The organism is Siminovitchia fordii DSM 16014 = CIP 108821 (assembly GCF_000374565.1).
Taxonomy (GTDB): Bacteria; Bacillota; Bacilli; order Bacillales; family Bacillaceae_C; genus Siminovitchia; species Siminovitchia fordii.
On the sequence record NZ_KB894696.1, the window covers coordinates 39,510 to 62,527 of the forward strand.

The 23,018-nt window shown below is 41.7% G+C and carries 19 protein-coding genes; 7 read left to right on the forward strand and 12 right to left on the reverse strand.

The window, feature by feature from the left end; translation table 11 throughout:
• The first annotated feature begins 520 nt into the window (after positions 1 to 520).
• Positions 521 to 1,204 (forward strand): GntR family transcriptional regulator, encoded by a 684-nt coding sequence (locus C509_RS0115310; RefSeq protein WP_018707807.1) that lies wholly within the window; start codon positions 521 to 523, stop codon positions 1,202 to 1,204.
• A 41-nt stretch (positions 1,205 to 1,245) separates the two neighbouring features.
• Complete coding sequence (gene nhaC / locus C509_RS0115315) at positions 1,246 to 2,655, forward strand: Na+/H+ antiporter NhaC (protein ID WP_018707808.1); 1,410 nt, start codon at positions 1,246 to 1,248, stop codon at positions 2,653 to 2,655.
• A gap of 144 nt (positions 2,656 to 2,799) precedes the next feature.
• Here nhaC and pdxR read toward each other — a convergent pair whose 3' ends face one another.
• On the reverse strand, positions 2,800 to 4,203 hold the full coding sequence (pdxR, locus tag C509_RS0115320) for a MocR-like pyridoxine biosynthesis transcription factor PdxR (protein ID WP_018707809.1): 1,404 nt from the start codon (positions 4,201 to 4,203) through the stop codon (positions 2,800 to 2,802).
• Between the two features lie 124 nt (positions 4,204 to 4,327).
• Here pdxR and pdxS point away from each other — a divergent pair, with 124 nt between their 5' ends.
• Positions 4,328 to 5,209 (forward strand): pyridoxal 5'-phosphate synthase lyase subunit PdxS, encoded by an 882-nt coding sequence (pdxS, locus tag C509_RS0115325; protein ID WP_018707810.1) that lies wholly within the window; start codon positions 4,328 to 4,330, stop codon positions 5,207 to 5,209.
• Positions 5,210 to 5,591: 382 nt separating this feature from the next.
• Here pdxS and C509_RS0115330 read toward each other — a convergent pair whose 3' ends face one another.
• The 5 genes from C509_RS0115330 to C509_RS0115350 form a co-directional block, all read right to left on the reverse strand.
• Entirely contained in the window at positions 5,592 to 6,914 is a 1,323-nt protein-coding gene (locus tag C509_RS0115330; RefSeq protein WP_018707811.1) for a sodium-dependent transporter, read from the reverse strand.
• Between the two features lie 214 nt (positions 6,915 to 7,128).
• Positions 7,129 to 8,139 (reverse strand): FecCD family ABC transporter permease, encoded by a 1,011-nt coding sequence (locus tag C509_RS0115335; protein ID WP_018707812.1) that lies wholly within the window; start codon positions 8,137 to 8,139, stop codon positions 7,129 to 7,131.
• Positions 8,136 to 9,143, reverse strand: a complete 1,008-nt coding sequence (locus tag C509_RS0115340; protein WP_018707813.1) for a FecCD family ABC transporter permease — start codon at positions 9,141 to 9,143, stop codon at positions 8,136 to 8,138. Before C509_RS0115340 ends, C509_RS0115335 begins: the two co-directional genes overlap by 4 nt.
• Positions 9,144 to 9,372: 229 nt before the next feature.
• Positions 9,373 to 10,293: an iron-hydroxamate ABC transporter substrate-binding protein gene (locus tag C509_RS0115345; RefSeq protein ID WP_018707814.1), complete on the reverse strand. Its 921-nt coding sequence runs from the start codon at positions 10,291 to 10,293 to the stop codon at positions 9,373 to 9,375.
• Positions 10,244 to 11,089, reverse strand: a complete 846-nt coding sequence (locus tag C509_RS0115350) for an ABC transporter ATP-binding protein (RefSeq protein ID WP_018707815.1) — start codon at positions 11,087 to 11,089, stop codon at positions 10,244 to 10,246. Before C509_RS0115350 ends, C509_RS0115345 begins: the two co-directional genes overlap by 50 nt.
• Positions 11,090 to 11,231: 142 nt before the next feature.
• Between C509_RS0115350 and C509_RS0115355 the strand changes: the two genes are divergently transcribed.
• Positions 11,232 to 12,284, forward strand: coding sequence for an NAD(P)/FAD-dependent oxidoreductase (locus tag C509_RS0115355; RefSeq protein ID WP_018707816.1), 1,053 nt, complete (start codon positions 11,232 to 11,234; stop codon positions 12,282 to 12,284).
• Positions 12,285 to 12,376: 92 nt separating this feature from the next.
• Here C509_RS0115355 and C509_RS0115360 read toward each other — a convergent pair whose 3' ends face one another.
• Both C509_RS0115360 and C509_RS0115365 read right to left on the reverse strand, forming a co-directional pair.
• Positions 12,377 to 12,661, reverse strand: coding sequence for a DUF2653 family protein (locus tag C509_RS0115360; RefSeq protein ID WP_425423167.1), 285 nt, complete (start codon positions 12,659 to 12,661; stop codon positions 12,377 to 12,379).
• Positions 12,658 to 13,095: a hypothetical protein gene (locus C509_RS0115365; protein ID WP_018707818.1), complete on the reverse strand. Its 438-nt coding sequence runs from the start codon at positions 13,093 to 13,095 to the stop codon at positions 12,658 to 12,660. Before C509_RS0115365 ends, C509_RS0115360 begins: the two co-directional genes overlap by 4 nt.
• Before the next feature lie 441 nt (positions 13,096 to 13,536).
• Between C509_RS0115365 and C509_RS0115375 the strand changes: the two genes are divergently transcribed.
• Positions 13,537 to 14,706: a TraB/GumN family protein gene (locus C509_RS0115375; RefSeq protein ID WP_018707819.1), complete on the forward strand. Its 1,170-nt coding sequence runs from the start codon at positions 13,537 to 13,539 to the stop codon at positions 14,704 to 14,706.
• Positions 14,707 to 14,806: 100 nt separating this feature from the next.
• Here C509_RS0115375 and C509_RS0115380 read toward each other — a convergent pair whose 3' ends face one another.
• The 4 genes from C509_RS0115380 to C509_RS0115395 form a co-directional block, all read right to left on the reverse strand.
• A complete protein-coding gene (locus C509_RS0115380; RefSeq protein ID WP_018707820.1) occupies positions 14,807 to 16,750 on the reverse strand; it encodes an ABC transporter permease in 1,944 nt (647 codons plus the stop codon).
• On the reverse strand, positions 16,740 to 17,501 hold the full coding sequence (locus tag C509_RS0115385) for an ABC transporter ATP-binding protein (RefSeq protein WP_018707821.1): 762 nt from the start codon (positions 17,499 to 17,501) through the stop codon (positions 16,740 to 16,742). Before C509_RS0115385 ends, C509_RS0115380 begins: the two co-directional genes overlap by 11 nt.
• A gap of 295 nt (positions 17,502 to 17,796) precedes the next feature.
• Positions 17,797 to 18,798, reverse strand: coding sequence for a sensor histidine kinase (locus C509_RS0115390; protein ID WP_018707822.1), 1,002 nt, complete (start codon positions 18,796 to 18,798; stop codon positions 17,797 to 17,799).
• Positions 18,799 to 19,485 (reverse strand): response regulator transcription factor, encoded by a 687-nt coding sequence (locus C509_RS0115395; RefSeq protein ID WP_026319891.1) that lies wholly within the window; start codon positions 19,483 to 19,485, stop codon positions 18,799 to 18,801.
• 444 nt (positions 19,486 to 19,929) lie between these two features.
• Here C509_RS0115395 and codB point away from each other — a divergent pair, with 444 nt between their 5' ends.
• Positions 19,930 to 21,189: a cytosine permease gene (gene codB, locus C509_RS24865; RefSeq protein WP_018707824.1), complete on the forward strand. Its 1,260-nt coding sequence runs from the start codon at positions 19,930 to 19,932 to the stop codon at positions 21,187 to 21,189.
• 3 nt (positions 21,190 to 21,192) lie between these two features.
• Positions 21,193 to 22,461: a cytosine deaminase gene (locus tag C509_RS0115405; RefSeq protein WP_018707825.1), complete on the forward strand. Its 1,269-nt coding sequence runs from the start codon at positions 21,193 to 21,195 to the stop codon at positions 22,459 to 22,461.
• Positions 22,462 to 23,018: the final 557 nt, after the last annotated feature.

The window sequence follows — 23,018 nt, forward strand, 5'->3', positions numbered from 1 at the left end:
TTTGACAGCAATCAAAAGGTTCACACAGAATCCTTAGAACGGTATGATATAAAAGAATGTCAATATATCACAGACAGCACAACACGCTGCAACCTTGCAATGGATAAAATGAGTAATGCCACTTTTTTTATGAATAGGGTAAACAAAAAGCAACCAAAGGAAAATGATGCATTTCTTGGGTTGCCTTATTTTTTTTGAATCATTTTTTTTTTAGTGAATGGACATTCAATATGCAGCACGGACAGCCTGGAAGAATATTTATAACCTTATCAAAACTTGAGATTAAAACGTTTCTGCACCAATAAGTATGTAGTTTTTCGCCAAAAGACGTAGCAGCTTGGAAGGAAAAGAGGAAGGAGTAACAAATTAAGTTGCTAGACTATTAGCAGTCGGAATATTACTGGGATTTATAAAAGATTTCTAAATAGAAATTATTAGACTATTGAAAAGCGTCTTAATATGTTGTATTTTAAATTGTATACAATCAGAAATCCAGATTAATAAATAAGGGGGGGTTCATATGGATAGTAATTTAGAAAATAAGATATATACAATGCTTAAAAATGCGATTGTTAATCGGGAATTGACACCAGGAACGAAGCTTTCAGAGGAGGCATTGGCACAGGCGCTCAATGTGAGCCGGACGCCTATACGTTCCGCATTGCGGAGACTGTCTTACGAGATGTATGTAAAAATTCTTCCGCGAAGAGGTGCATTTGTAAATGAACCCACTCCAAGGGAAGTAGAAGATGTTTTTGAAATGAGAATATTACTGGAAGATTGTGCAGTAACAAAAGCCTGTAGAAATTACGCAAAGTTTCAACCTGTTTTTGAGAAAATAGAGGATTTGATTCAAAAGGAGAAAGAAGCTTATGAGGTAAAGAGCATAGGGGGAGTACTGAAAAATGTATATGATATCCATATTGAAATCGCTAAGCTTTCAAAAAATGAAATTTTAATTAAACAACTCCGAGAGTTAATATCATTAACAAACATATATTTGACATTTTATAGTGAAAGGCTTTATGACCCCATTTCTCCTAAAGAACATTTGGATATCCTGGAAGCAATCAGAGTCAGTGATGAGGATTTGGCCCGTAAACGGATGAGGAACCATATTAATGGTATTATATCCAGGCTGAATTTCGAAAAAATCGAGCGTAATTCCGCCGCTATTGAAAGCGTTTTAACGAAGTATAAATAAAAAAACTCCACGTCTTCTGAACTTGGAAAGGGGCTAACAATATGAAATCATCTTTGTCTGTATTCAAAACGATTATCCTTGCTCTTGTAGCAATTACAGTTGTAATCGGCGGAATTGCAATAATTAAAGCACCAACATCGGTTGTATTGATCACTGGTGGTGCCTCGATTATTCTACTGTCTTTGATTTGGGGAATTAAATGGGAAGATATAGAACGGGACATCCTGAAAAATATAGGTCACATGCTTGTTCCTATTTTGATATTATTAGCTGTTGGCATGTTGATCGGTTCTTGGATTTTATCAGGCACGATTCCCTTTTTCGTATATTATGGTTTGGTTTTACTGAAGCCATCGGTATTTTTATTTGCAACTTGTTTAATATGTGCCATTATGACATTGATGTGCGGCAGTTCCTGGGCCACGATCGGAACAATAGGTGTAGCATTTATGGGGATTTCAATGGGGCTTGAGGTGCCTTTACATTATACTGCTGCTGCCGTTGTTGTAGGAGCGATCTTTGGTGATAAAGTGTCTCCGTTGTCTGATTCCACCATTCTGGCTTCTTCAATTGTGGATGTAAACTTAATGGAGCATGTGAAACATTTACTTTATACTACGGTTCCTGGGCTCGTAATATCATTAGTTTTATACTTGATTATAGGTTTTCAGTTTAAAAGTGGAACCGCTAACAGTGAAACAATTTCCATTATACAAAATACAATCATGGATCAATTCAATTTAAATCCTTTGGTCATCATACCTCCATTGGCGGTTTTAATTTTGATTTCGCGGGGTGTTCCAGCGCTCCCTGTCTACGGGATCGGCATTTTCCTTGGCTGTTTGATAAGCGGGATTTTCCAGAAGCAAAGTTTATTGGATATTGCCGGAGTATTGAATAGCGGGTATACGTTCGATACAGGAGTGGATATTGTCAATCAAATCGTTCAGCAAGGAGGCTTATCCAGCATGCTGAGTACAGTGGCAATCTTGATTGCTGCAGCAATATTCGGGGCACCATTGCAGACGGCTGGGGTCGTTGACGTACTGCTGGATAAAATTAAACAGTTTTCCAAAACAAGCCGTTCGATGATGACCTCTTGTCTTGCGATGCATGGGGCCCTCTTTACGATCATTGGAAGTTACTACGTGACGTATTCTGTTTTGGGGCCTATGTTGAAAACATTATATACCGACTATGGGGTGCACAGAAAAAATCTATCCAGGACAATGGAGGATACTGGGACTGCACTTGCACCTATGATTCCGTGGAGTGTAACCGGAGCTTTTATCGCTACTACATTGCAAGTCCCAACAGGGCAGTTCATATTATACGCACCAATGGTTTATTTGGGTATTGTATTCGCCTTGATCTATATCTATACTGGTTTTGGCATTGGGAAGCTATACACTGGGGAAAAAGTGAAAGATATAAAACAGGAAGTCTCGTAAGCAGAACCAAAGGCATAGTTAGTTTAAAATTCTATGACGGCGTTATGCATTTGAACGTTGATTAGCTGCGGGGAAATTCCCTCAACTCTATAGATAGGCAACGGGCCTGTTTTCATTTTGAAGACAGGCCCGTTTATATGAAAATCAAATAATTTTCCAGCATTTCAATAACATTGTGATCGCTTGTTCCAACTCTTCCTCAGGAATTCCGGCAAACCCAAGAATCATTTTCGGAGGGAATTCCGTCTTTTTCATCAAAGAATAGGAGGACAGGGGGAGAATTTTTATTTTTGCCTCCAAGGCTCTTTTTACCAGTTCCTGTTCATTCATTCCGTTTTTAACTGCAAGTAGAATATGAAGACCGGAATGTTCACCGATTATTTCAACCTTTTCTCGATAAGGCTTTAATAGATCCAGGGTCTTTTCCAGTTTTCTGCGGTAAATTTTCCTCATCCTGTTTAAGTGTCTCTCAAAATCTCTTTCTTTCATAAACTGAGTTAATATATGCTGGTCAATTCTTGAGACTGAACAATGATAGAAAGATAGTGCCACTTCTTTATACCTTATTAGTAAAGGCTTTGGTAAAACCATATAACTGATTCGTAATGAGGGAATGAGGGACTTTGAGAAACTACCCAGATAAATTACTTTCTCGCTATGATCCATACTTTGCAATGAAGGAATGGACTTGCCGCTGTAACGGAATTCACTGTCGTAATCATCCTCAATGATATAACGATGATCGCCGCCCGCTGCCCAATTCAACAGTTTGACCCGACGATTGACCGATAGTACAGACCCGTAAGGGAAGTGGTGGGACGGTGTGACGTAAACGACGTTGATGTCTGTATTCTCGATGGATTCAGTCTTTACACCTTCCTCATCTACTTCCAACGGTTGTATTTGATGCTGAGTGCTTTTCAATATATGCGATATGACGTGATAACCGGGATCCTCTACGCCATATATAGTTTCTTTGGCAAACAGGAGAATGAGCTGTTGCAGCAGATTGTCACTTCCCGCCCCAATGACGATTTGTTCAGGGGTACATTGGACGCCTCTGGCATGATATAAATAATGGGCTATTTCCCTTCGAAGCTCCAATTCTCCTTGTTTATCCCCAAGCAAAAGTAATGAATGATGCTGACGGTCAATTGTGTCTTTTGCATATTTCCGCCATTTGTGAAACGGGAAATTCTCTGTATCAATCCAACCTGGATGAAAATGATATTTCACCAATTCCTTCTCTTCGATCAATTCATCTGTTACAGCAGCTTCGCTTTGCACATATTCCAAGTCTTCGTAGGCGAGTACAAAATATCCCTTTCGGGGCAGGCTTTCAATATACCCTTCAGCCAATAGCTGATCATAGGCAGTTTCCACCGTATTTTGACTGACCTTTAGAAATTCAGAAAGCTTCCGCTTGGATGGAAGCTTCGTACCATATTCAAGGCGGCCTTCTGTAATCTCTTTTTTTATATATAAATAAAGCTGTTCATAAAGCGGAACATCAATGGAACGGTTTAAATTGCATGATAACATTTCCATTTAATTAGCCTCCTGCACATCTGACCCCTTCGTTTACTTTGAAACTGGTTCTTTCAACAGAGTCACTTTATTTCTATAATAATGGCAAATGAAAGAAAAAACAATATACAATGGAGGGGCAATCATGACACAACCAGTAAGCGAAACAACAAAAAACACTTTGGAAAAGATTAATGGCGGCGTTATCATGGATGTTGTCAACGCGGAGCAGGCAAGAGTTGCGGAGGCTTCTGGAGCTGTAGCAGTCATGGCTTTGGAAAGGGTTCCATCGGACATTCGTGCTGCAGGCGGAGTCGCCAGAATGGCGGACCCGAGAATAGTTGAGGAAGTTATGAATGCAGTATCTATCCCAGTAATGGCGAAAGTACGTATTGGACATATCGTTGAGGCCAGAGTACTTGAGGCAATGGGAGTCGATTTTATCGACGAGAGTGAAGTGCTCACTCCAGCAGACGAAGAGTTCCATCTCTTGAAGAGTGATTTTACAGTTCCATTTGTTTGTGGATGCCGTGACTTAGGTGAGGCCGCTCGTCGGATTGGAGAAGGTACTGCTATGCTTCGGACAAAAGGCGAGCCTGGAACAGGAAATATTGTGGAAGCTGTTCGCCATCTTCGTAAAGTAAATGCGCAAGTGCGTCAAATCACAAGAATGAATGATGATGAGTTGATGACAGAAGCGAAAAATCTCGGTGCACCGTATGAAGTCCTTAAGCAAATCAAAGATAGGGGCAGACTTCCGGTTGTCAATTTTGCGGCTGGTGGAGTGGCGACACCCGCAGACGCAGCGTTAATGATGGAACTTGGGGCAGACGGTGTTTTTGTCGGCTCTGGTATCTTCAAATCTGAGAACCCTGAAAAATTTGCGGGTGCGATTGTACAAGCGACGGCTAATTACACTGACTACGACTTAATTGGAAGACTGTCAAAAGAATTGGGTGCAGCTATGAAAGGAATCGACGTAAATCAGCTAAGCCTTGAAGAGAGAATGGCGGAGCGCGGCTGGTGAGTAGGAATGGGTCTGGTAAATCGGAACCTGTATAAAAGTAAGAACAGTCTGACAGGGAAATGAGCCGAGGATACGTGATGCCTGAAATCCGTCACTGTTGATCATGCCAGTGTCCGAATAAAGGGGATAGCCGGCCCTTCTTATAGGTTAAGAGTGGAATCTATGCCTTGATACTCTGTAAATTGTAAATGGATAGCCAGTCACTCTAACAAAAAGCATATCAAAACCCGAAATCGCCATCTGTTGGATGGTCGCTTTCGGGTTTTTCTATTTCCATAAAGATTTGAAATTTTTTTAAGTTCCTCTATTTCTTTACAGATGCGGTCTTTGTATATGGTACTTGTGTTTTCTATGGGTACGAAATCACTCCGCAGCCATTGGGTTACCCATTGATAAATGAGGCTACAAAAATCAGGATGATGGCAACCGGTGCGATATACCGGACAATCACTTTCCATAATGAATGTACCGCCGGATTCATCCGCAGTTCATCGGTAGTGTCTGCTGAGGTAAGTATGTGCCCCGCGAACAGTGATACGAGCAATGCATTGATTGGCATTCCGATTCTGCTCGTCAAAATGTCTGCGAAGTCAAAGATCGAACCTCCCGGCAGATGCACTCCTGACAGCACTCCGAAAGACAAGGCACTCGGAATCCCCACAATGAAAATGAGTAATCCCAATATCCAAGCCATCCGTCTTCTTCGGTCATATCTTTTTTGAATCCCTGTCGACACAACAATCTCCAGCATGGCAATGGAGGAAGTCAGTGTGGCGAATAACAACAAAATAAAGAAAATAATCATAAATATGCTGCCAAGTGGAATTTCATTGAAGATGGCAGGCAAGATGACAAAAATCAATCCCGGGCCCTCTTCCGGAGAGTGGCCGAGTGCAAACACGGCCGGAAAGATGACGAGCCCTGCTAATAGAGAAATAAATATATTCAATATCGATACATTCAAAGCCGATTGGCCGAGACGTTCCTCTTTCGGCAGGTAAGACGCATATGTCACCATGGCAGTGACACCCACACTCAGCGAGAAAAAAGCCTGTCCAAGCGCAAGCAAAAAAGTTTTTCCTGTTAAAAAAGACCAATCCGGAACAAATAGGAACCGAACTCCCGCCATTGCACCGTCCAATGTCAAAGAGCGGATGGCAAGAACGATGAAAAAGATGAACAGCAAAGGCATCATCCATCTGCTTGCCCGCTCAATTCCCGCCTTAACACCACCTTGGACAATCCAAATCGTCAAAAACATGAATAATGCCTGCGCCGATAGAACCTCTATCGGATTTGTGATGACTGTCCCGAACAGTTCTCCGTAATCGGTACTTTTCAGGCTGAAGGTCAGTGCTCTTGCTAAATAGGAGAGGATCCATCCACCCACGACACTGTAAAAAGATAAAAGAATGAAAGACGTGACAAGACCCATCCAGCCAATCCAATGCCACTTCTTTCCGGGCGCCAGTATCTTCAGGGAAGTGACCGCATCATGTTGGCCTCTTCGACCGATGACAAACTCCGCCAGTAGAATAGGCAGGCCGATGGCTATAGTAGATAAAATAAATAAAAACAGAAAAACACTGCCGCCGTTCGTGCCCGCCATGTATGGAAACTTCCAAATGGCTCCAAGCCCGATGGCGCTTCCAGCGGCCGCCAATACAAAACCGATCTTTGATGTCCATTGCTCTCGTTGTTTCATTTTATCACTCACTTCGTTTTCAATGACTTCATTATAGCTTTTTCAATAAGAAAAAACTATCTCCATCCGGAAAAAGAGTCCAAGGATCGAATGCTATAATTCCCTTTATCAAAAGTTAAAAATCCGAACAAATTCACTATTACTGTGAATAAATGGGAATAAAATCCGCTTTTGGAGAATAAAAAAACCGGGACACTTTGCCCGGATTTTCACTTTAATTCTTTTTTAGCAGCAAATATACAAAATAGGGTGCCCCGATCAAGGCAACTATAATACCTGCCGGGAGTCCGTCGGTATCGCCTATATTCCTTCCTACCGTATCTGCAACTAATAACAGCCATCCGCCAATAGGAACCGCTAATGGAATGAATAATTGATTTCTCGGTCCTACCAAGGCTTTGGCGATATGCGGTGCCATGAGCCCGATAAAGGTGATTCCGCCTGTGACGGAGACAGCGGAAGCTGCAAGTGCAACAGCAGTCAATAGCAGAGTGATCCTTTCTTTTTCAACGGCTACACCAACTCCGATTGCAACGGGTTCACTAAGTCCAAGGAGGTTTAATCGGCTGGCTTTGTATAGTGTAAATGGAATGAGAATGATCAGCCACGGAAGAATGGCCCAAATAAATGGCCAGTCGGTGCCCCAAATACCTCCAGCCAGCCACCTTGCAATGAAATCCACTTTTGCACGTTCGGCAGATGATATAAGAACGATCATAGCCCCGGATAAAGCCATAGAAAATCCAATTCCTACTAGAACCAGTTTCATGGGCTGAACGCCGAGATTTCTCTTATATGAAAAAATATAAATGAAACAAACTGTTACTAAAGCTCCCATAAAAGCAATCAAGGGCAGTAAATAAATAAAGGAACCTGCTTTAATGGGAAAAAACAAAAAGAAAATGGCAATGGCGACGCCTGCTCCCGAATTGATTCCTATAATACCCGGATCAGCCAAGTCATTGCGCGTAATGCCTTGTAGAATAGAGCCGGACAATGCCAATCCCATACCGGCTAAAAGGGTGATGATGATTCTTGGGAGACGAATGGAAAATAAAACAAAATCCTCTTTGAACGAACCCTGACCCAGAATAGTTGGAATGATTCTGTCGTAAGAAAGTGGGGAGTACCCCGTTCCCAACCCAATAATAATAGTGCTCAGGATAAGTATCAGCAGTATAAGAAGGATCAATCGCTGTTTTTTGATTAAAGCGGGTTGGATCATGAAAATGCCCTACCTCCTTTACGGACAATCATCAAGAAGAAAGGCAAGCCCATAATGGCAGTAACCGCTACTATTGGTGTTTCGTATGGAGAGTTGATTGTCCGGCTTAGCGTATCGGCTAAGAGCATAAAGGCAGCCCCTAAAATAGCTGATGTCGGAATGATGAATCGATAGTCGGTTCCAACTATTGCCCGTACAACATGAGGGACCATTAAACCGATGAATGCCATTTTCCCGACAAGGGCTACAGAAGCTCCGGCCAATAGTGTAATGACAATAAAAAGGGCTGTCTTAATTTGGGTTGTTTTTTGGCCCAATCCTACAGCAACCTCGTCGCTTAAACTAAGAACCGTAAGCTGCCTGGAAAGATATATGGAAATAAGCAGCCCTGTGATGATAAAGGGAGTGATCACTTGAAGTTGGGTCCACGTAGTTCCAATCAATCCTCCGGATGTCCACATGGATACATCCTTTGAAACCTTAAAATAGATTCCAACTCCCTCTGCAATGGCATTTAAGAATGCAGTAACCGCTGCACCGGCCAATACGAGACGAAGGGGAGAGAATCCACCCTTTTTTATAGCTCCGATTCCAAAAACCATAAGCGCTCCAGCGGCCGCTCCAATGAAGCAAGCAACCATGAGACCGAAGTAATTCACAGAAGGAGCCAGCACAATAGTAATGGCCAGCGCCGCATTTGAACCTGCCGTTAATCCGAGCAGCCCTGGATCTGCAAGCGGGTTCCTTGTCATTCCTTGCATAATAGCACCTGAAACAGATAATGCCGCACCTACAAAAGCAGCTCCAACTTCACGTGGTAAGCGTATTTCTCGGATAATGGAAATTTTTTCACTGGCCGTTTCTGAAGTAAGCGCCAGCCAGACATCTTTAATTGTAATATCAGCCGCTCCAAACACCAGGGCACCCAAGAATGTGGCTATTAATACAATTGTTGCGACAATCAGCTTATATGAGTAGGGTATAACATATTTATTCTCATTCATTATCAGTCACTCATCTTTTCTGCTTTCTTAAAAAAAGGGGAATTCCATACTGAAGAATTCCCGATCATTTTTTCGGTTAAAGAAAGTATAAAATTTTACTGAATTTTCTCTTCAAACAAAGGTTACGTAATGTCCAGTTCCAGCCCTAGCCCCTTGAGGTCGAGCCGCTTCCCTGTGGTGGCTGAAGAACTGCCTCCTCGGAAATCGTCTTGTTTACCCGCGCTTTTCTTTAACGAAGAAAGCTTTTCATAAAGAAATCAAGTTGAAGCTCTAATGTGATCGGATCATTAAAGTAGAATTCATTCGCATTTACTTCAAAGACTCTGTCATTTTTTACAGCTGGTATGTTTTTATATGTGTCTGTTTCTTGGAATGAGTTGTCCGTATCCGGATTTTTGCTCAGGATGACATAGTCGCCTGCATAATCAGGAAGCACTTCTACTGATAGAGCATAATACCCGTCTTTTAATGCCATTTCTTTAACTTTTTCAGGCATGGCTAACTTCATCTCCTGGTACAGGATTTCTGTTCCGCGGCCCCAGTTATCACCATATACATAAAGCTGTTTATCCCAATTTTCAATGACGGATACTGTTGCATCTTCACCAATTTTTGCTTTAATTTCCTTACCGGCTGCTTGGGCGCGTTTTTTAAAGTCATCAACCCAGGCTTTTGCCTCTTTTTCTTTATTCAGGAGTTTGCCAATTTCCAGGTGCTGCGTAAGATAATCCACTTTCCCATACGTATATGTTACGGTCGGAGCAATCTCATTTAACTTATCAACGTTTTTAATATTAGATAAACCAATGATTAAGTCTGGATCCAACTCAATAATTTTTTCCAGGCTTTCATCTGAAACTTCTTCGACATCTTTTAGCTTTTGATCAAAACGGGGATTCTTTTTAGACCAGGAATCGACACCCACCAAATTAACATCCAACGCCATAACGTTTCCAGCAAACGAAGAGAGTACTACGACGCGCTGGGGATCGGCAGGAACTTCGATGGGCCCGTTTTCGGACTCATATGTAATGGTTTCTGTTTTTTTATCAGTTGAAGATGAGGCGTTTTTCTTTTCTGGCGTTTCACTGCCGCACCCACTAATGAACAGCATGAGGAATAGCAGGGATGGTATCCATAATCTCTTCATTCTTTTGTTCTCCTTTTATTAAGTTATAGGTGATGCACACCGGTTTGTTTGTACGAGGATCCTGCCCGATTTCAGCATCGATATTAAATACCTTTTTTAATACATGACGGTTGATGACGTCTTCGCCTTTCCCGGCTTTCACGATTTCACCGTCTTTTAAAGCGATAATATAATCTGCGAAGCGGGCAGCTTGGTTTAAATCATGTAGAACCATAATAATGGTGCGATCCTGCTCCATATTAAGCCTTTGCAATAACTCCAATACTTCCAATTGGTGGGCCAAGTCCAAATAGGTTGTAGGTTCATCGAGAAATATAATTTCTGTTTCCTGAGCCAAGGCCATAGCGATCCAAACCCGCTGCCTTTGCCCCCCTGACAATGCATCTACAGAACGGTACTTAAATTCACTTGTTCCCGTCACTTTAAGAGCCCAATCAATGACTTCAATATCCTTATTGGATAAGCGGCCAAATCCATTTTGGTAGGGGAAGCGGCCATACGATACCAGCTCTCCTACTGTTAGCCCATTCACCCCCTCAGGAGTCTGAGGAAGAATCGCTATTTTTTTTGCGAGTGCTTTCGTATTTTTCCTCGTAATATTTTTCCCGTCTAAAAGGATTGACCCTGATTGATGAGGAATGATCCGTGTGATCGCTTTTAATAAAGTCGACTTTCCGCAACCGTTCGGGCCAATGATGGTCGTAATCTTTTTATCAGGGATTTCCACATTCAGGTTTTTTATGATGAGACGGTCGTCATAGTTTACATTCAAGTCATCCGTATACAAGCGAATCATTTTACACCTCCATAAAAAAACATAGTTGAGAATGATTATCAATTTCACTATAATACTAACTATAATGACTTATTTTTCTGAAGTCAACCTTTTAATTGAGAATGATAATCAATAATATTTAGTTTCTGAGGAGCGGATACAGATGGATCAGCAGGAATTGTTTGATGTGACGATAATTGGGGGAGGGCCGGCAGGTCTTTATTCCTCTTTCTACAGTGGACTTAGAGAAATGAAAACAAAGCTTATTGAATATCAACCGCAATTAGGCGGGAAAATACATGTTTACCCGGAAAAGATGATTTGGGATGTTGGAGGATTGACGCCGATTACAGGAGCAAAATTAATTGAACAGCTTGTGGAGCAAGGATTAACCTTTAATCCGGAAATTGTGTTGAATGAAAAAGTTGAATCCATTTCAAGAAATGAGGAAGGAATTTTTATTTTGCATACAGCCTCGGGACAGAGGCACTTCTCTAAAACAGTCATTGTGGCAGTTGGAAGTGGTATATTGCAACCGCAAAAGCTGGATATAGAAGGTGCAGAAAGATTCGAAGTGACAAATCTGCATTATACTGTAAAGTCATTAAAACAATTCAAAGATAAGACTGTGATCATTTCAGGTGGAGGAAATTCAGCCATTGACTGGGCAATGGAATTGGAGCCCATTGCCAAAAAAGTATATCTAACCTATAGGAGAAGTAAATTAACCGGTCATGAAGCTCAAGTTACAAATCTCTTAAACAGCTCAGTTGTTTGCTTGTATAACACATCCATTACTAAACTGATAGCAAACCGCGACCACGAAGTGATTGAACGGGTTGAGTTAAAAAATAGCAAGACAGGAGAGATTTCTTATTTGCCTGTTGATGAAGTGATTGTGAATCATGGGTATGAAAGAGACATGTCTTTACTGGATAAGAGCGAAGTGAAAGTTGAAAGGGCAGACAATTATTATGTAGCGGGGAATCCGTCAAGTGAATCATCTATAGAAGGGCTGTACGCTGCCGGAGATATTCTCATGCATGAAGGAAAAGTGCATTTAATAGCTGGAGCTTTTCAAGATGCGGCAAATGCCGTAAACAAAGCAAAGAAATTTATTGATCCGGATGCTGAGAAAGCAGGGATGGTGTCTTCCCATAATGAGAAGTTTAAGGAGCGCAATAAGAAGTTGGTCAGAAAAATGGTTCAGTTGTAGGGGAACGATTTTTGATCGTCTGAGCGATTATGAAAGAAGGCTGCCGCTCATCACTCATTATGGTGAAATAGGCAGCCTATCTCTAACTGTAGTTATGATCCATTTATTACCGCAGTAATCCCTTCGGTATCGTCAAGAACAAGTTGGATTCCTGCATAAGGGTCTTCATTTAAAAATTCACCAAGCCATAGACGAAGGGCTCCGATGATATCCATCTCTTGAAGGCCTTGCCTCAGCCCATTGATATAAGCTTCCGCCGAAAAACCACTGTCTTCGTCATACATTAATTCCACTTCCACATCTTCAGGCTGGGCATATTTTTTCCTGGCTTGATCAATGCAGATGGCATTGACGATGTCCTGTTCAGAAATAATCATCTGCCCCACGGTCCAGTATCCTCTCTTCTTTTCTGCTGAGTCAAGGCATGGAACACCTTACGGATCACTACAAAAAGAACATAGATAGCTGCTAGGTTGATCATCAATCCCAATAGGGATCCCAATGCACCCATATTTGCAAAGAGACTTCCAAAAAGCAACCCGGCCAATCCACCGAACATCAAGCCCTTCATCAGGCCCCCTGAAAAGAACCCGCCTTTGGGATTCGTCTGTTGTTTGGTGGAGTTTGTTTTTGGTGTTTCCTGCTTTTGTTTCTGTTGGAAATTGGACTGGTTATTTTTCATATTGAAGCTTTTTTTCCCAGATTTATAGCCTTTGGCTTCTACTGTTGTTGAATGATCCTGAAAAACAAAGCTTCCGACTGGAGACAATAGAAGTGTTGCAGTAAGCAATGCTGTAATTATTTTTTTCATTTCAACCCTCCGTTGATTTTAAGTGCAACTACTCTCATTATAACGTAATTTTACTTTTTTCTATATGAAAATGATTTAAGGCTAAAACGATTTCAACGGGGAGTGTATAATAGACCTAACAAAGAAGAATTGGCAGGAGTTTGATGCGGGAGAGGAGAAAAGTGTTCGATCTAAAGCGTTGGACAGTAAACGGCAATTGCCGCAGTTTCATAATAGAAAAATTACTACTTGGATGGACATACAATTCCACTGCTAAGAAGCAATATACTGACACCTGGAAGGTAAACAAGGAAAAATCAGATTGGTCTACCTATTAATAGATTTGGACAAAGCACGTGCAAATGAAATGTGTGGTTTTATTGAATTAGTAAAACTTGAGCTGGATTTGTGGCTAAAAAGCCTATAATAGTTGAAAATACTGTTTTTTAGAGGAAGGTACTTATGTCAGAAGATAATATCACAAGAATTGAATTAAATGGCAAGGAATTCATACTGGTTGGGACAGCCCATGTTTCCAAACAGAGTGCGGAGCAGGTAAAAGAGGTTATCGAATCCGAACGGCCGGATTCCGTATGTGTCGAACTGGATGAACAGAGGTATGATTCGATACAAAATAAAAATCAATGGAAGGACATGGATATATTTAAGGTCATCAAGGAAAAGAAAGCTACGCTGCTTTTGATGAACTTGGCGATCTCGTCTTTTCAAAAACGGATGGCCAAACAGTTTGGCATTCAGGCTGGCCAGGAAATGATTCAAGGTATTGAATCTGCCAAGGAAATAGGCGCTGATCTTGTCTTGGCAGACAGGAATATTCAGATCACGTTTGCCCGGATATGGAACAATGTCGGCTTTTGGGGCAAGGCACAGTTGCTTTCCCAAGTGTTTTTCAGTATTTTCAGCAATGAGGAAATTTCGGAAGAAGAGTTGGAAAAGATGAAAAACCAAGATACAATCAACGCCATTTTAAAGGAATTCACCGCAAGTTTCCCAAAGCTGAAAACACCATTAATCGATGAGCGCGATCAATTCCTGGCGCAAAAGATCAAAGATGCTCCTGGAAAGAAGGTTGTAGCGGTTTTGGGAGCTGCCCATGTTCCTGGAATTAAGGAGGAAATCAAGAAGGAACATGATCTTAGGCGTTTATCTGAACGTCCGCCGAAATCAAAGGTTCCAAAAATCATCGGCTGGTCCATTCCTATTTTGATTTTTGCTTTGATTGCCTATACTTTTTACGCCAATCCATCTGCAGGCTGGCAGCAGACCATCAGCTGGATCTTATGGAATGGTTCATTGTCAGCTCTAGGAGCAGCTCTTGCTTTTGGCCATCCACTGGCCATCCTTACGGCATTCGTTGCTGCGCCGATCACTTCATTGAATCCTCTTCTTGCAGCGGGATGGTTCGCCGGCGCCGCTCAAGCTTATATGCGTAAGCCGCACGTGAGAGACTTTGAAAAACTTTCGGAAGATGTTTTCAGCCTCAAAGGTTTTTGGCATAACAAGGTGACACGCATATTGCTTGTCGTCGTGCTGGCCAATTTGGGAAGTTCTGTCGGTACGTTCATCGGCGGAGCGGATGTTATTCGGCTGTTTCTGGAGAATATGAGGTAAGGTGGCCCTATTAAAAATGGGGTTTGGAAATGATATAACCATCACCATTCAAGTATGTAAAGAAAATCAGTAAAACCCCGCCAATCTGGCGGGGGTTTGTTTACAGTGCGTCTTTAATCACTTTTTTATAATAAAGGACGGACAGCAGTCCAAAAATAGAGTACAACGCTGTGTAAAGCAGCATGACGATAAACATTGGCGTCCACAGCTCCGTCCCGAAAAAGAACCACCCGGATTTAACTGCGAAATAGCCATGGAGCAATCCGATTCCAAGCGGGATGCCGAAGTTGAACAATTGTTTCGCCTGGATGCCCCGCAACAGGTCACCCTGTGTGTATCCGAGCTTCCGTAAAATGGTGTAGTTCGGTTTTTCATCCTCACTCTCATCCATCTGTTTAAAATAAAGGATACATCCTGATGTAATCAAGAAGGTAAGTCCCAAGAAGCCGACGATAAACATGGTAAGGCCGTATAATTGCTTTTGGGAGTTGATCATTTCATAAAGGGAATTGTATGTCCAGACCTCGTTAAAATTAAGAGTGTTAAAGATGTCGTTTGCTTTTCCAAGTTCTTTTTCATCCTTAATGTCAATTCCGATGTAAATAGGCTCCTTCTGAATCTTAGGATTTAAATCTTTCTTTAGACGGTTAAACACAGTATCGTCTACAATGGCAACTGGAAGTCCGCCGCTGGTAAAAGTCCAGGAAATGACCTGTTCCTTCCGCATGCCTTTATAATTTTGCATAATTGTTCCGTTTTGTGTTTTCCATTTGACTGTCCCTCGATCTTTAAATGAAATAAACTTCTGCATTACATCGGAATATCCAGTAAATATCGTATCGTCAGGAGAAACATCGACACCATCAATGTCCTTGTCACTGACAACAGCTATTTGCATGATATTGGGATCAAAATTCATTCCTTCCGGATCACTGTCCAGAATCTCTTTTATATTGGCTTCCACTTGGATAACGTTGATTTTTGTTTCACTGTAGGCAATTTGATTTCTTTTAAAAGAGTCTTTCAGTTCATCCGCATCTTTTACATCCGTCAAGGTGAAATGCGCAGGTACATTGCCCCGGGCCGATTTCTCCACCGAATAGTACGAAATGTAGCTGAGAGACAAGAGTCCTACTGCCAAAGCTGAAACTGTCGTAATGACGGTGAGCAGCAACGCATTTGATTTCATCCGGAACATGATGGAAGAAAGCGAAAGGACTTCGTTAATATTCAAATAGCCGTTTTTCCTTTTCCGGATGAGATGGAAGAGGAAACTGACCGAGCCTTTGTAAAAAAGGTATGTTCCAATTATGACGGAACCAAGAATAAACAGCATGGCCCCGAATAATTGCGGCATAGTTGTAAAATCACCGCTAAACAGTTTTGAAGATACATAGTAGCCTGTGATAATGAAAATGATTCCTAGGATCCCGATGACCACTTGAAGTTTGGACAGCTTCTTCACTTTTGATTCGGTGGAAGAAAGCACGCGGAATAATGAAAGGATTGTCTGCCTCTTGATAAAAAAGAAATTCATTAACAGGATGAAAAGATAGATGACAGAAAAGACAATCACTGTCTGGATCAGTGCCTTTGATGAAAATGTCAAAGTGGCAACCTCGTCTACGCCGGTCACTTTATAAAAAATCATAGTGATCAACTTCGAAGCGGAGAATCCGATAAATATACCAACAAAAAGGGAACAGAAGTAAAGAATAGAGTTTTCCGCACTAAGAAGCCGGAAAATCCCGTTTTTTGTCATTCCAATCAGTTGAAAAAGGCCTATTTCTTTGCTTCTTCTTTTAATAAAAAGCTGATTGGCATATAAAAGAAAGACGGAAACAATGGCGACGAGCATGACGGCAGCAGCTCTGATACCGGCTCCGCCCTTAATGGAGCCTTTTACTTCATCCATCGAAGGGTCATATTGCAAAGTGACAAAAGCGAAATAAAGGGCGACACTGAAAATCAAAGCAAAAACATAGAGATAGTAATTCTTTATGTTCTTTTTCAAGTTGCGGAAAATGATCTGATTAACGTTCATCGTGGACACCGCCCAGTACGCCTTGAGTTTTCATGATATCCTTCAGGAACGTCTGCCTCGTTTCTTCACCTTTGTTCAACTGTGTATACATTTGTCCGTCTTTGATAAAAATCACTCTGCGCGAGAAGCTTGCTGCCACCGGATCATGCGTGACCATTATAATTGTCGCTCCTAGCTTTTCGTTTAAGCCGCTCAATTTGTTTAAAAGGTCCGAAGCAGATTTGGAATCAAGTGCACCCGTCGGTTCGTCGGCAAAAATGATGCTCGGATTATGAATGAAAGCCCGTGCTGCTGAAGTCCGCTGCTTTTGCCCTCCGGAGATTTCATTCGGGTATTTGTCTTTTATTTCTGCGATGCCAAGTTCAGTTGCCAACTGATGAAACTTTTTCTCGGCTTCCTTTTTGGGCGTCTTTGTAATTGATAATGGGAGAAGAATGTTTTCTTTCACGGTCAATGTGTCAAGGAGATTATAATCCTGAAAAATAAATCCGAGATGATTTTTCCGGAATTCAGCAAGCTGTTTTTCCTTCATACCGACAATATCTTTCCCGTTAATTTTAATCATGCCCTGGCTCACTTTGTCGATTGAGGAAAGGACATTCAGCAATGTGGTTTTTCCAGATCCGGAAGCACCCATGATGCTGACAAAATCGCCCTCTTCCACTTGGATGTCTATTCCTTTTAAAACTTCTTGTCTATTGAATTTATTCCCATAGCTTTTATAAATTTTTTGTGCTTCTAGAATGCTCATTTTTTGTTCACTCCTTTATTATCTATGTCCAGCTTTGGCGCCTATCGACTAGTAGACTTCACGTGAGGACTCATCACAGCTTCACAGAAAGCTACACATGAGATTATTCAAGTAGTGGCTTTCCTACATCCGTTCGCCTTTGCCCCATCGCGCTTACTTTTCTCTTCGAAGTCTTTTCAGTCTGTACGTCGATTACAGACGCTATCGCTTTTCTTTGATAATCTCATCATAAAAGGATTTTTTGAATTTTTCCTTCGATTGGACGAACAAATGAGAAAAGCATGTGACAATCATGTCACATGCGTGTGAGATTCACAAATTCATTTGGTTTTGGAAAAATGAGGGTAAACGTCGTTCCTGCACCGGGTATCGATTTTACATGGGTTTTGATCAGCAGGGAATCGGCCGCTTTTTTGGCCAAATATAGCCCCATACCTGTCGCTGCTTGGTCCGGATTCACCGTTGATGTAAAACCTTTGTCAAAGATGCGGGGCAGGTCCTTTGGATCGATACCTCGGCCGAAATCGCGAACTTGCAGGACAGTTTGACCGCTTTGCTCCGTGCTCCCAATGATAATTTCGTCAGCTTCGCTGTATTTTACTGCATTCGTCAGCAGCTGCCTTATGATGAATCCGAGCCATTTTTCGTCGCTAAGGACCTCTGACGCTTCGAGATCCACTTCAAAACCGATGCCTTTTTGCATGCACCACGACTGAAGGTTTTTAATTTCTTTAAAAATCAATGGCTCCAAGGCAACCTTTTCAACATGAAGATCATTTTCAATGAACGAAATCCTCTTTTGATGAAGCTGCTGATCGAGCAAAAGATGAATTCGCAGCCATTCATAAGTCAACTGTGCCTTGATCTTTTCGTCTTCTATCCTTTCAATCATCAAATTCATGGCTGTCAATGGAGTCTTCACTTCATGAATCCAGGATAATAAATCATCCCTTTCCTGCTCCAGAGCCATCCGGTTTTCAGTTGCCATCCGTTTCAGTTTATTTGTTTGGTCGGTTATGCTAGCAGCCACTATTTTTTCAAAAGGGGATTGGGCATCTGTGATACCTGATAAATCAAGGCTGCTTTCCCAATATTCCAGACTTCTGTAAAAAGCCGTTTCTTTATTGTAGCGGACTGCCAAAAAGATAATGAAGATCATAAAAGATAGAAAAGCGATATACGCGATAGACTTGACTGGGATGGCTGAATCAATATACGCGATAAAAAGAAGTAGGACCTGCATAAATAAAAAGAGCAAAATCCAGCTGCGCCGTTCAATCATAAATATTTTAAGCATTTACAGATCCTCTTCTCTTGCAATATAGCCTTGGCCTACTTTTGTTTCAATAAATTTTCCTAGACCAATTTTCTCAAGGCTTTTTCTTAAACGGTTCACATTGACCGTCAGCGTGTTATCGCTGACAAACCTTTCGTCATCCCATAAGCTTTTGATCAGATCAGAGCGGCTGACAATGTTATTTTTCCTTTCAATGAGAGCCTTCAGGATAAACATTTCGTTCTTTGTCAATTCAACTGCACCTTTATCATTAGTAACAGTATTTTTTGTATAATCGACTGTAGCTCCGCACCAGCTTTTCATATCTAAAGACTCGGTATTATAGTTATAGACTCTTCGGAGAATGGCCTGTATCTTTGCGATCAACACGTCAAAGTGGAAAGGCTTTTGGATAAAGTCATCGGCACCCAGCTGCATCGACATCACCATGTCAGTCGGATGGTCGCGGGAAGATAAAAATATGATCGGCACGTTGGAATGGGAGCGGATCATCCGGCACCAATGGAAACCGTCAAATTTTGGAAGTTGAATATCGATAACAACTAAATCAGGCTTAACGGTTGTGAATTCCTGAAGTACCTGGCCAAAGTCTTTTACGCCGTATACATCATAGGACCACTGCGAAAGCCGTTCTTTGATTTCATTGAATAAAGTTGCGTCATCTTCTATGAGAAAGATTTTAAACATGGGAATCACCGTTCTTTTTGATTTTATATAAATATTGTAGCTGAATTGAAGTCCCATGGGAAAATTTCCTGATTTTTGGTGTTGACTCCTTTATGTCTTTTTGAAATAATATAACCAGTTTCATACTGGTACCTTTAATTCAGTCCCGTGAGGCTGACAAGGACATCGGATATACGGAGCAGTGCGCGAAGAATGTGATTTTTCGTTCATGGTTCTGTATGGAGACAGGCTTCTTGTCGGAAAAACGGCAGGAAGCCTTTTTCTTTTTCCATCCCTGAGGAGTCTTTCGTTACGTGCAGGGTTCAGTTCTTAATCTTTCTAGAACACAAGCCGCTACCTGTGTTTTCTCGGCCTTGTTGGGAACTGTCTTGCTTGCCCGCACTACTCAAGGAGCTTCTGCATTTCTTGGTACCAGTCCAAATCATTAATATTGGAGGAATTTGGATGGGAAAAATAGATAAGGATTTTTCATTGGAGGCAGTCCCTCAATCACACCGTAATAATTTTTGGCAGATTTTGGTCGTCATGTTAGGGCTCACCTTTTTCTCCGCCAGCATGTGGTCAGGAGGAACTCTTGGAAAAGGCTTGACGTTCATGCAGTTTATAGGGATTACTCTAGCCGGGAACTTGATCCTTGGGGCCTACACAGGAGCGCTTTCGTATATTGCGGCAAAAACTGGTTTATCTACTCACTTGCTGGCACGTTACGCATTTGGAGAAAAAGGGTCATATTTACCATCATTTTTACTAGGTGCAACGCAGGTTGGCTGGTTTGGTGTCGGGGTAGCGATGTTTGCAGTCCCTGTTCAGAAGGTGACTGGCCTGGATACGTATCTGTTGATCGGAATTGCAGGTATATTGATGACAATCACAGCGTTTTTTGGCATGAAGGCCTTGACGATTCTCGGTTTTGTGGCTGTTCCACTCATTACGATTCTTGGAAGCTTCTCTGTTTTTAAAGCGACAGAGTCGGTAGGCGGCATGCAGGGATTGTTCGAGTACCAGCCAACGGAAGCAATAGGCTTCGCAGCCGCTCTGACTATTTGTGTAGGTTCATTCATTAGTGCCGGAACCTTGACGCCTGATTTTACTAGGTTTGCAAGAACAAAGCGTTCCGCAGTGGTTTCAACCGTCATTGCTTTCTTTATCGGGAATTCCCTCATGTTCCTTTTCGGTGCCGTTGGTGCGATAGCAACAGGGCAATCAGATATCTCAGAGGTTATGTTCCTTCAAAATTTAATAGTTCCAGCGATAATTGTGCTAGGATTGAATATATGGACAACGAACGACAATGCATTGTATGCATCAGGGCTGGGGTTTTCCAACATCACAAAAATTCCAAGAAGCAAAGTCGTCATCTTCAATGGTATTATCGGGACGGTACTGGCAATGTGGCTGTACAATAACTTTGTTGACTGGTTGACGATTTTGGGCTCAACATTGCCTTCAATCGGTGCGATCATACTGGCAGACTTTTTCATCGTGAACCGAAACAGGTACAAAAGGTTTGAAGAAATGACTTTTAAAACAGTTAATTGGATAGCCATTGTTGCTTGGGGGGCTGGTGTAGCTGTTGCGGAACTTGCTCCTGGCATCCCGCCGGTTAACTCTCTGCTAAGTTCAGTCATTGTATTTGTTGTTCTATCTAAGCTATTTGGCAAAAAAAAAGAAACAGAAATAATCGTTAAAGAAAAGGTGAGCTGATCGATGATTATTCAAGATGCAAACTTACGGGGCAAAGACGGTCTCTGGAACATTGTCATTCACGACGGTAAAATTCTCGATATTTCACAAGGTGCTATTGAACAAACAGATCAAGAGGTAATAAATGTGAAGGGCTCTCTTGTCCTTCCCCCTTTTATCGAGCCCCATATTCACCTGGACACAACGTTGACAGCAGGGGAGCCGGAATGGAATCAAAGTGGTACGTTATTTGAAGGCATCCAAAGATGGTCGCAAAGAAAAGAAAGCTTGACACTGGAAGACGTGAAAACAAGGGCAAAAACTGCGCTGAAATGGCAGATTGCCCAGGGGATTCAACATGTCCGGACACATGTGGACGTGACAGACCCTGATTTAACTGCAATGAAGGCCATGATTGAAGTGAAAGAGGAAATGTCTCCTTATGTGGACGTGCAGCTTGTCGCTTTTCCTCAAGAAGGGATTCTTTCTTATCCTAATGGAGTAGAGCTTCTTGAAGAATCTCTGAAAATGGGTGCTGATGTGGTCGGTGGGATCCCCCATTTTGAATTCACAAGGGAATACGGAGTCAATTCATTAAAGGCAGCATTTGATCTTGCGGAAAAATATGACCGCCTTGTTGATATTCATTGCGATGAGATCGATGATGAGCAGTCCCGTTTTGTCGAAGTGGTCGCTTCTGAAGGTTATGAAAGGGGACTCGGCAGCCGGGTAACCGCAAGCCATACGACAGCGATGGGGTCCTATAACGATGCCTATACGTACAAACTGTTTAGGCTTTTAAAATTATCGGACATCAACTTTGTGTCCAATCCGCTTGTTAATATCCATCTTCAGGGAAGGTTCGATACGTATCCGAAAAGAAGAGGGTTAACACGCGTAAAAGAGTTGTTGGAAGCAGGGATGAACGTCTGCTTTGGGCATGATGATATTTTCGATCCATGGTATCCGCTTGGTACGGGAAATATGCTTCAAGTACTTCACATGGGCATCCATGCTTCGCAGTTAATGGGCTATGAACAAATTGTCAATTCTATTGATTTAATTACAGTCAACAGTGCCAAGACGTTGAATATTGTTGACAGTTACGGAATCGAAAAAGGCAAGCCTGCCAATTTGATTGTCCTTTCCGCTGAGAATGAATACGAAGCCATTCGCAGACAGGCAGTTGTAAGGTACTCTATTCGAAATGGCCATATCATCTCAGAAACAAAACCAAGTGAAACGACTGTAAATCTGGAGTCGGAAGAAAAAGTTAATTTTGTAAGGCCCTAAGAACTTAACCTCAAAGAGCACTTCTCTTTGAGGTTTTTTTGACAATAAATAAAGATAGTATCAAAATGAAAGATAATCTTGATATATTGGAGGTTTTTCATGCGCTTGCTGGCCGTTCAGCCATACATAAAAGTTCATAGACAAATTGTTGACGCTGAAATTATCTGCAGGGAGGAAGAGCGGAGAATATATCTTTATCATGACCGTCTCATTACAAAGCACCGAGTCTTCTGTAACAAGGATATATCCGATTTATCATACCGGAGAATAGGGGATGAAGGTGGGTGGTTATATGTACATACGAGCAGGGGAATATTTTCGTACAACGTCCCTTCATCACCGGAATCTTTTATAAAAGCTTTCAGGGTCCATATAAAAAAGGATTACTTTTAGGGGAGTGAGGCCCCCCTATGGAAATCAAGCCATACTCCAGTAAAGAATGTCAAGTGCTGGATGAAGAGAGCTTTTTATGATACCCACACTTCCTATTTAAGATGCATCACTCCCATTTATGAAAAAGGTTAACTGAAAAGTTATTATTCGTTGCTTTAGTTCTT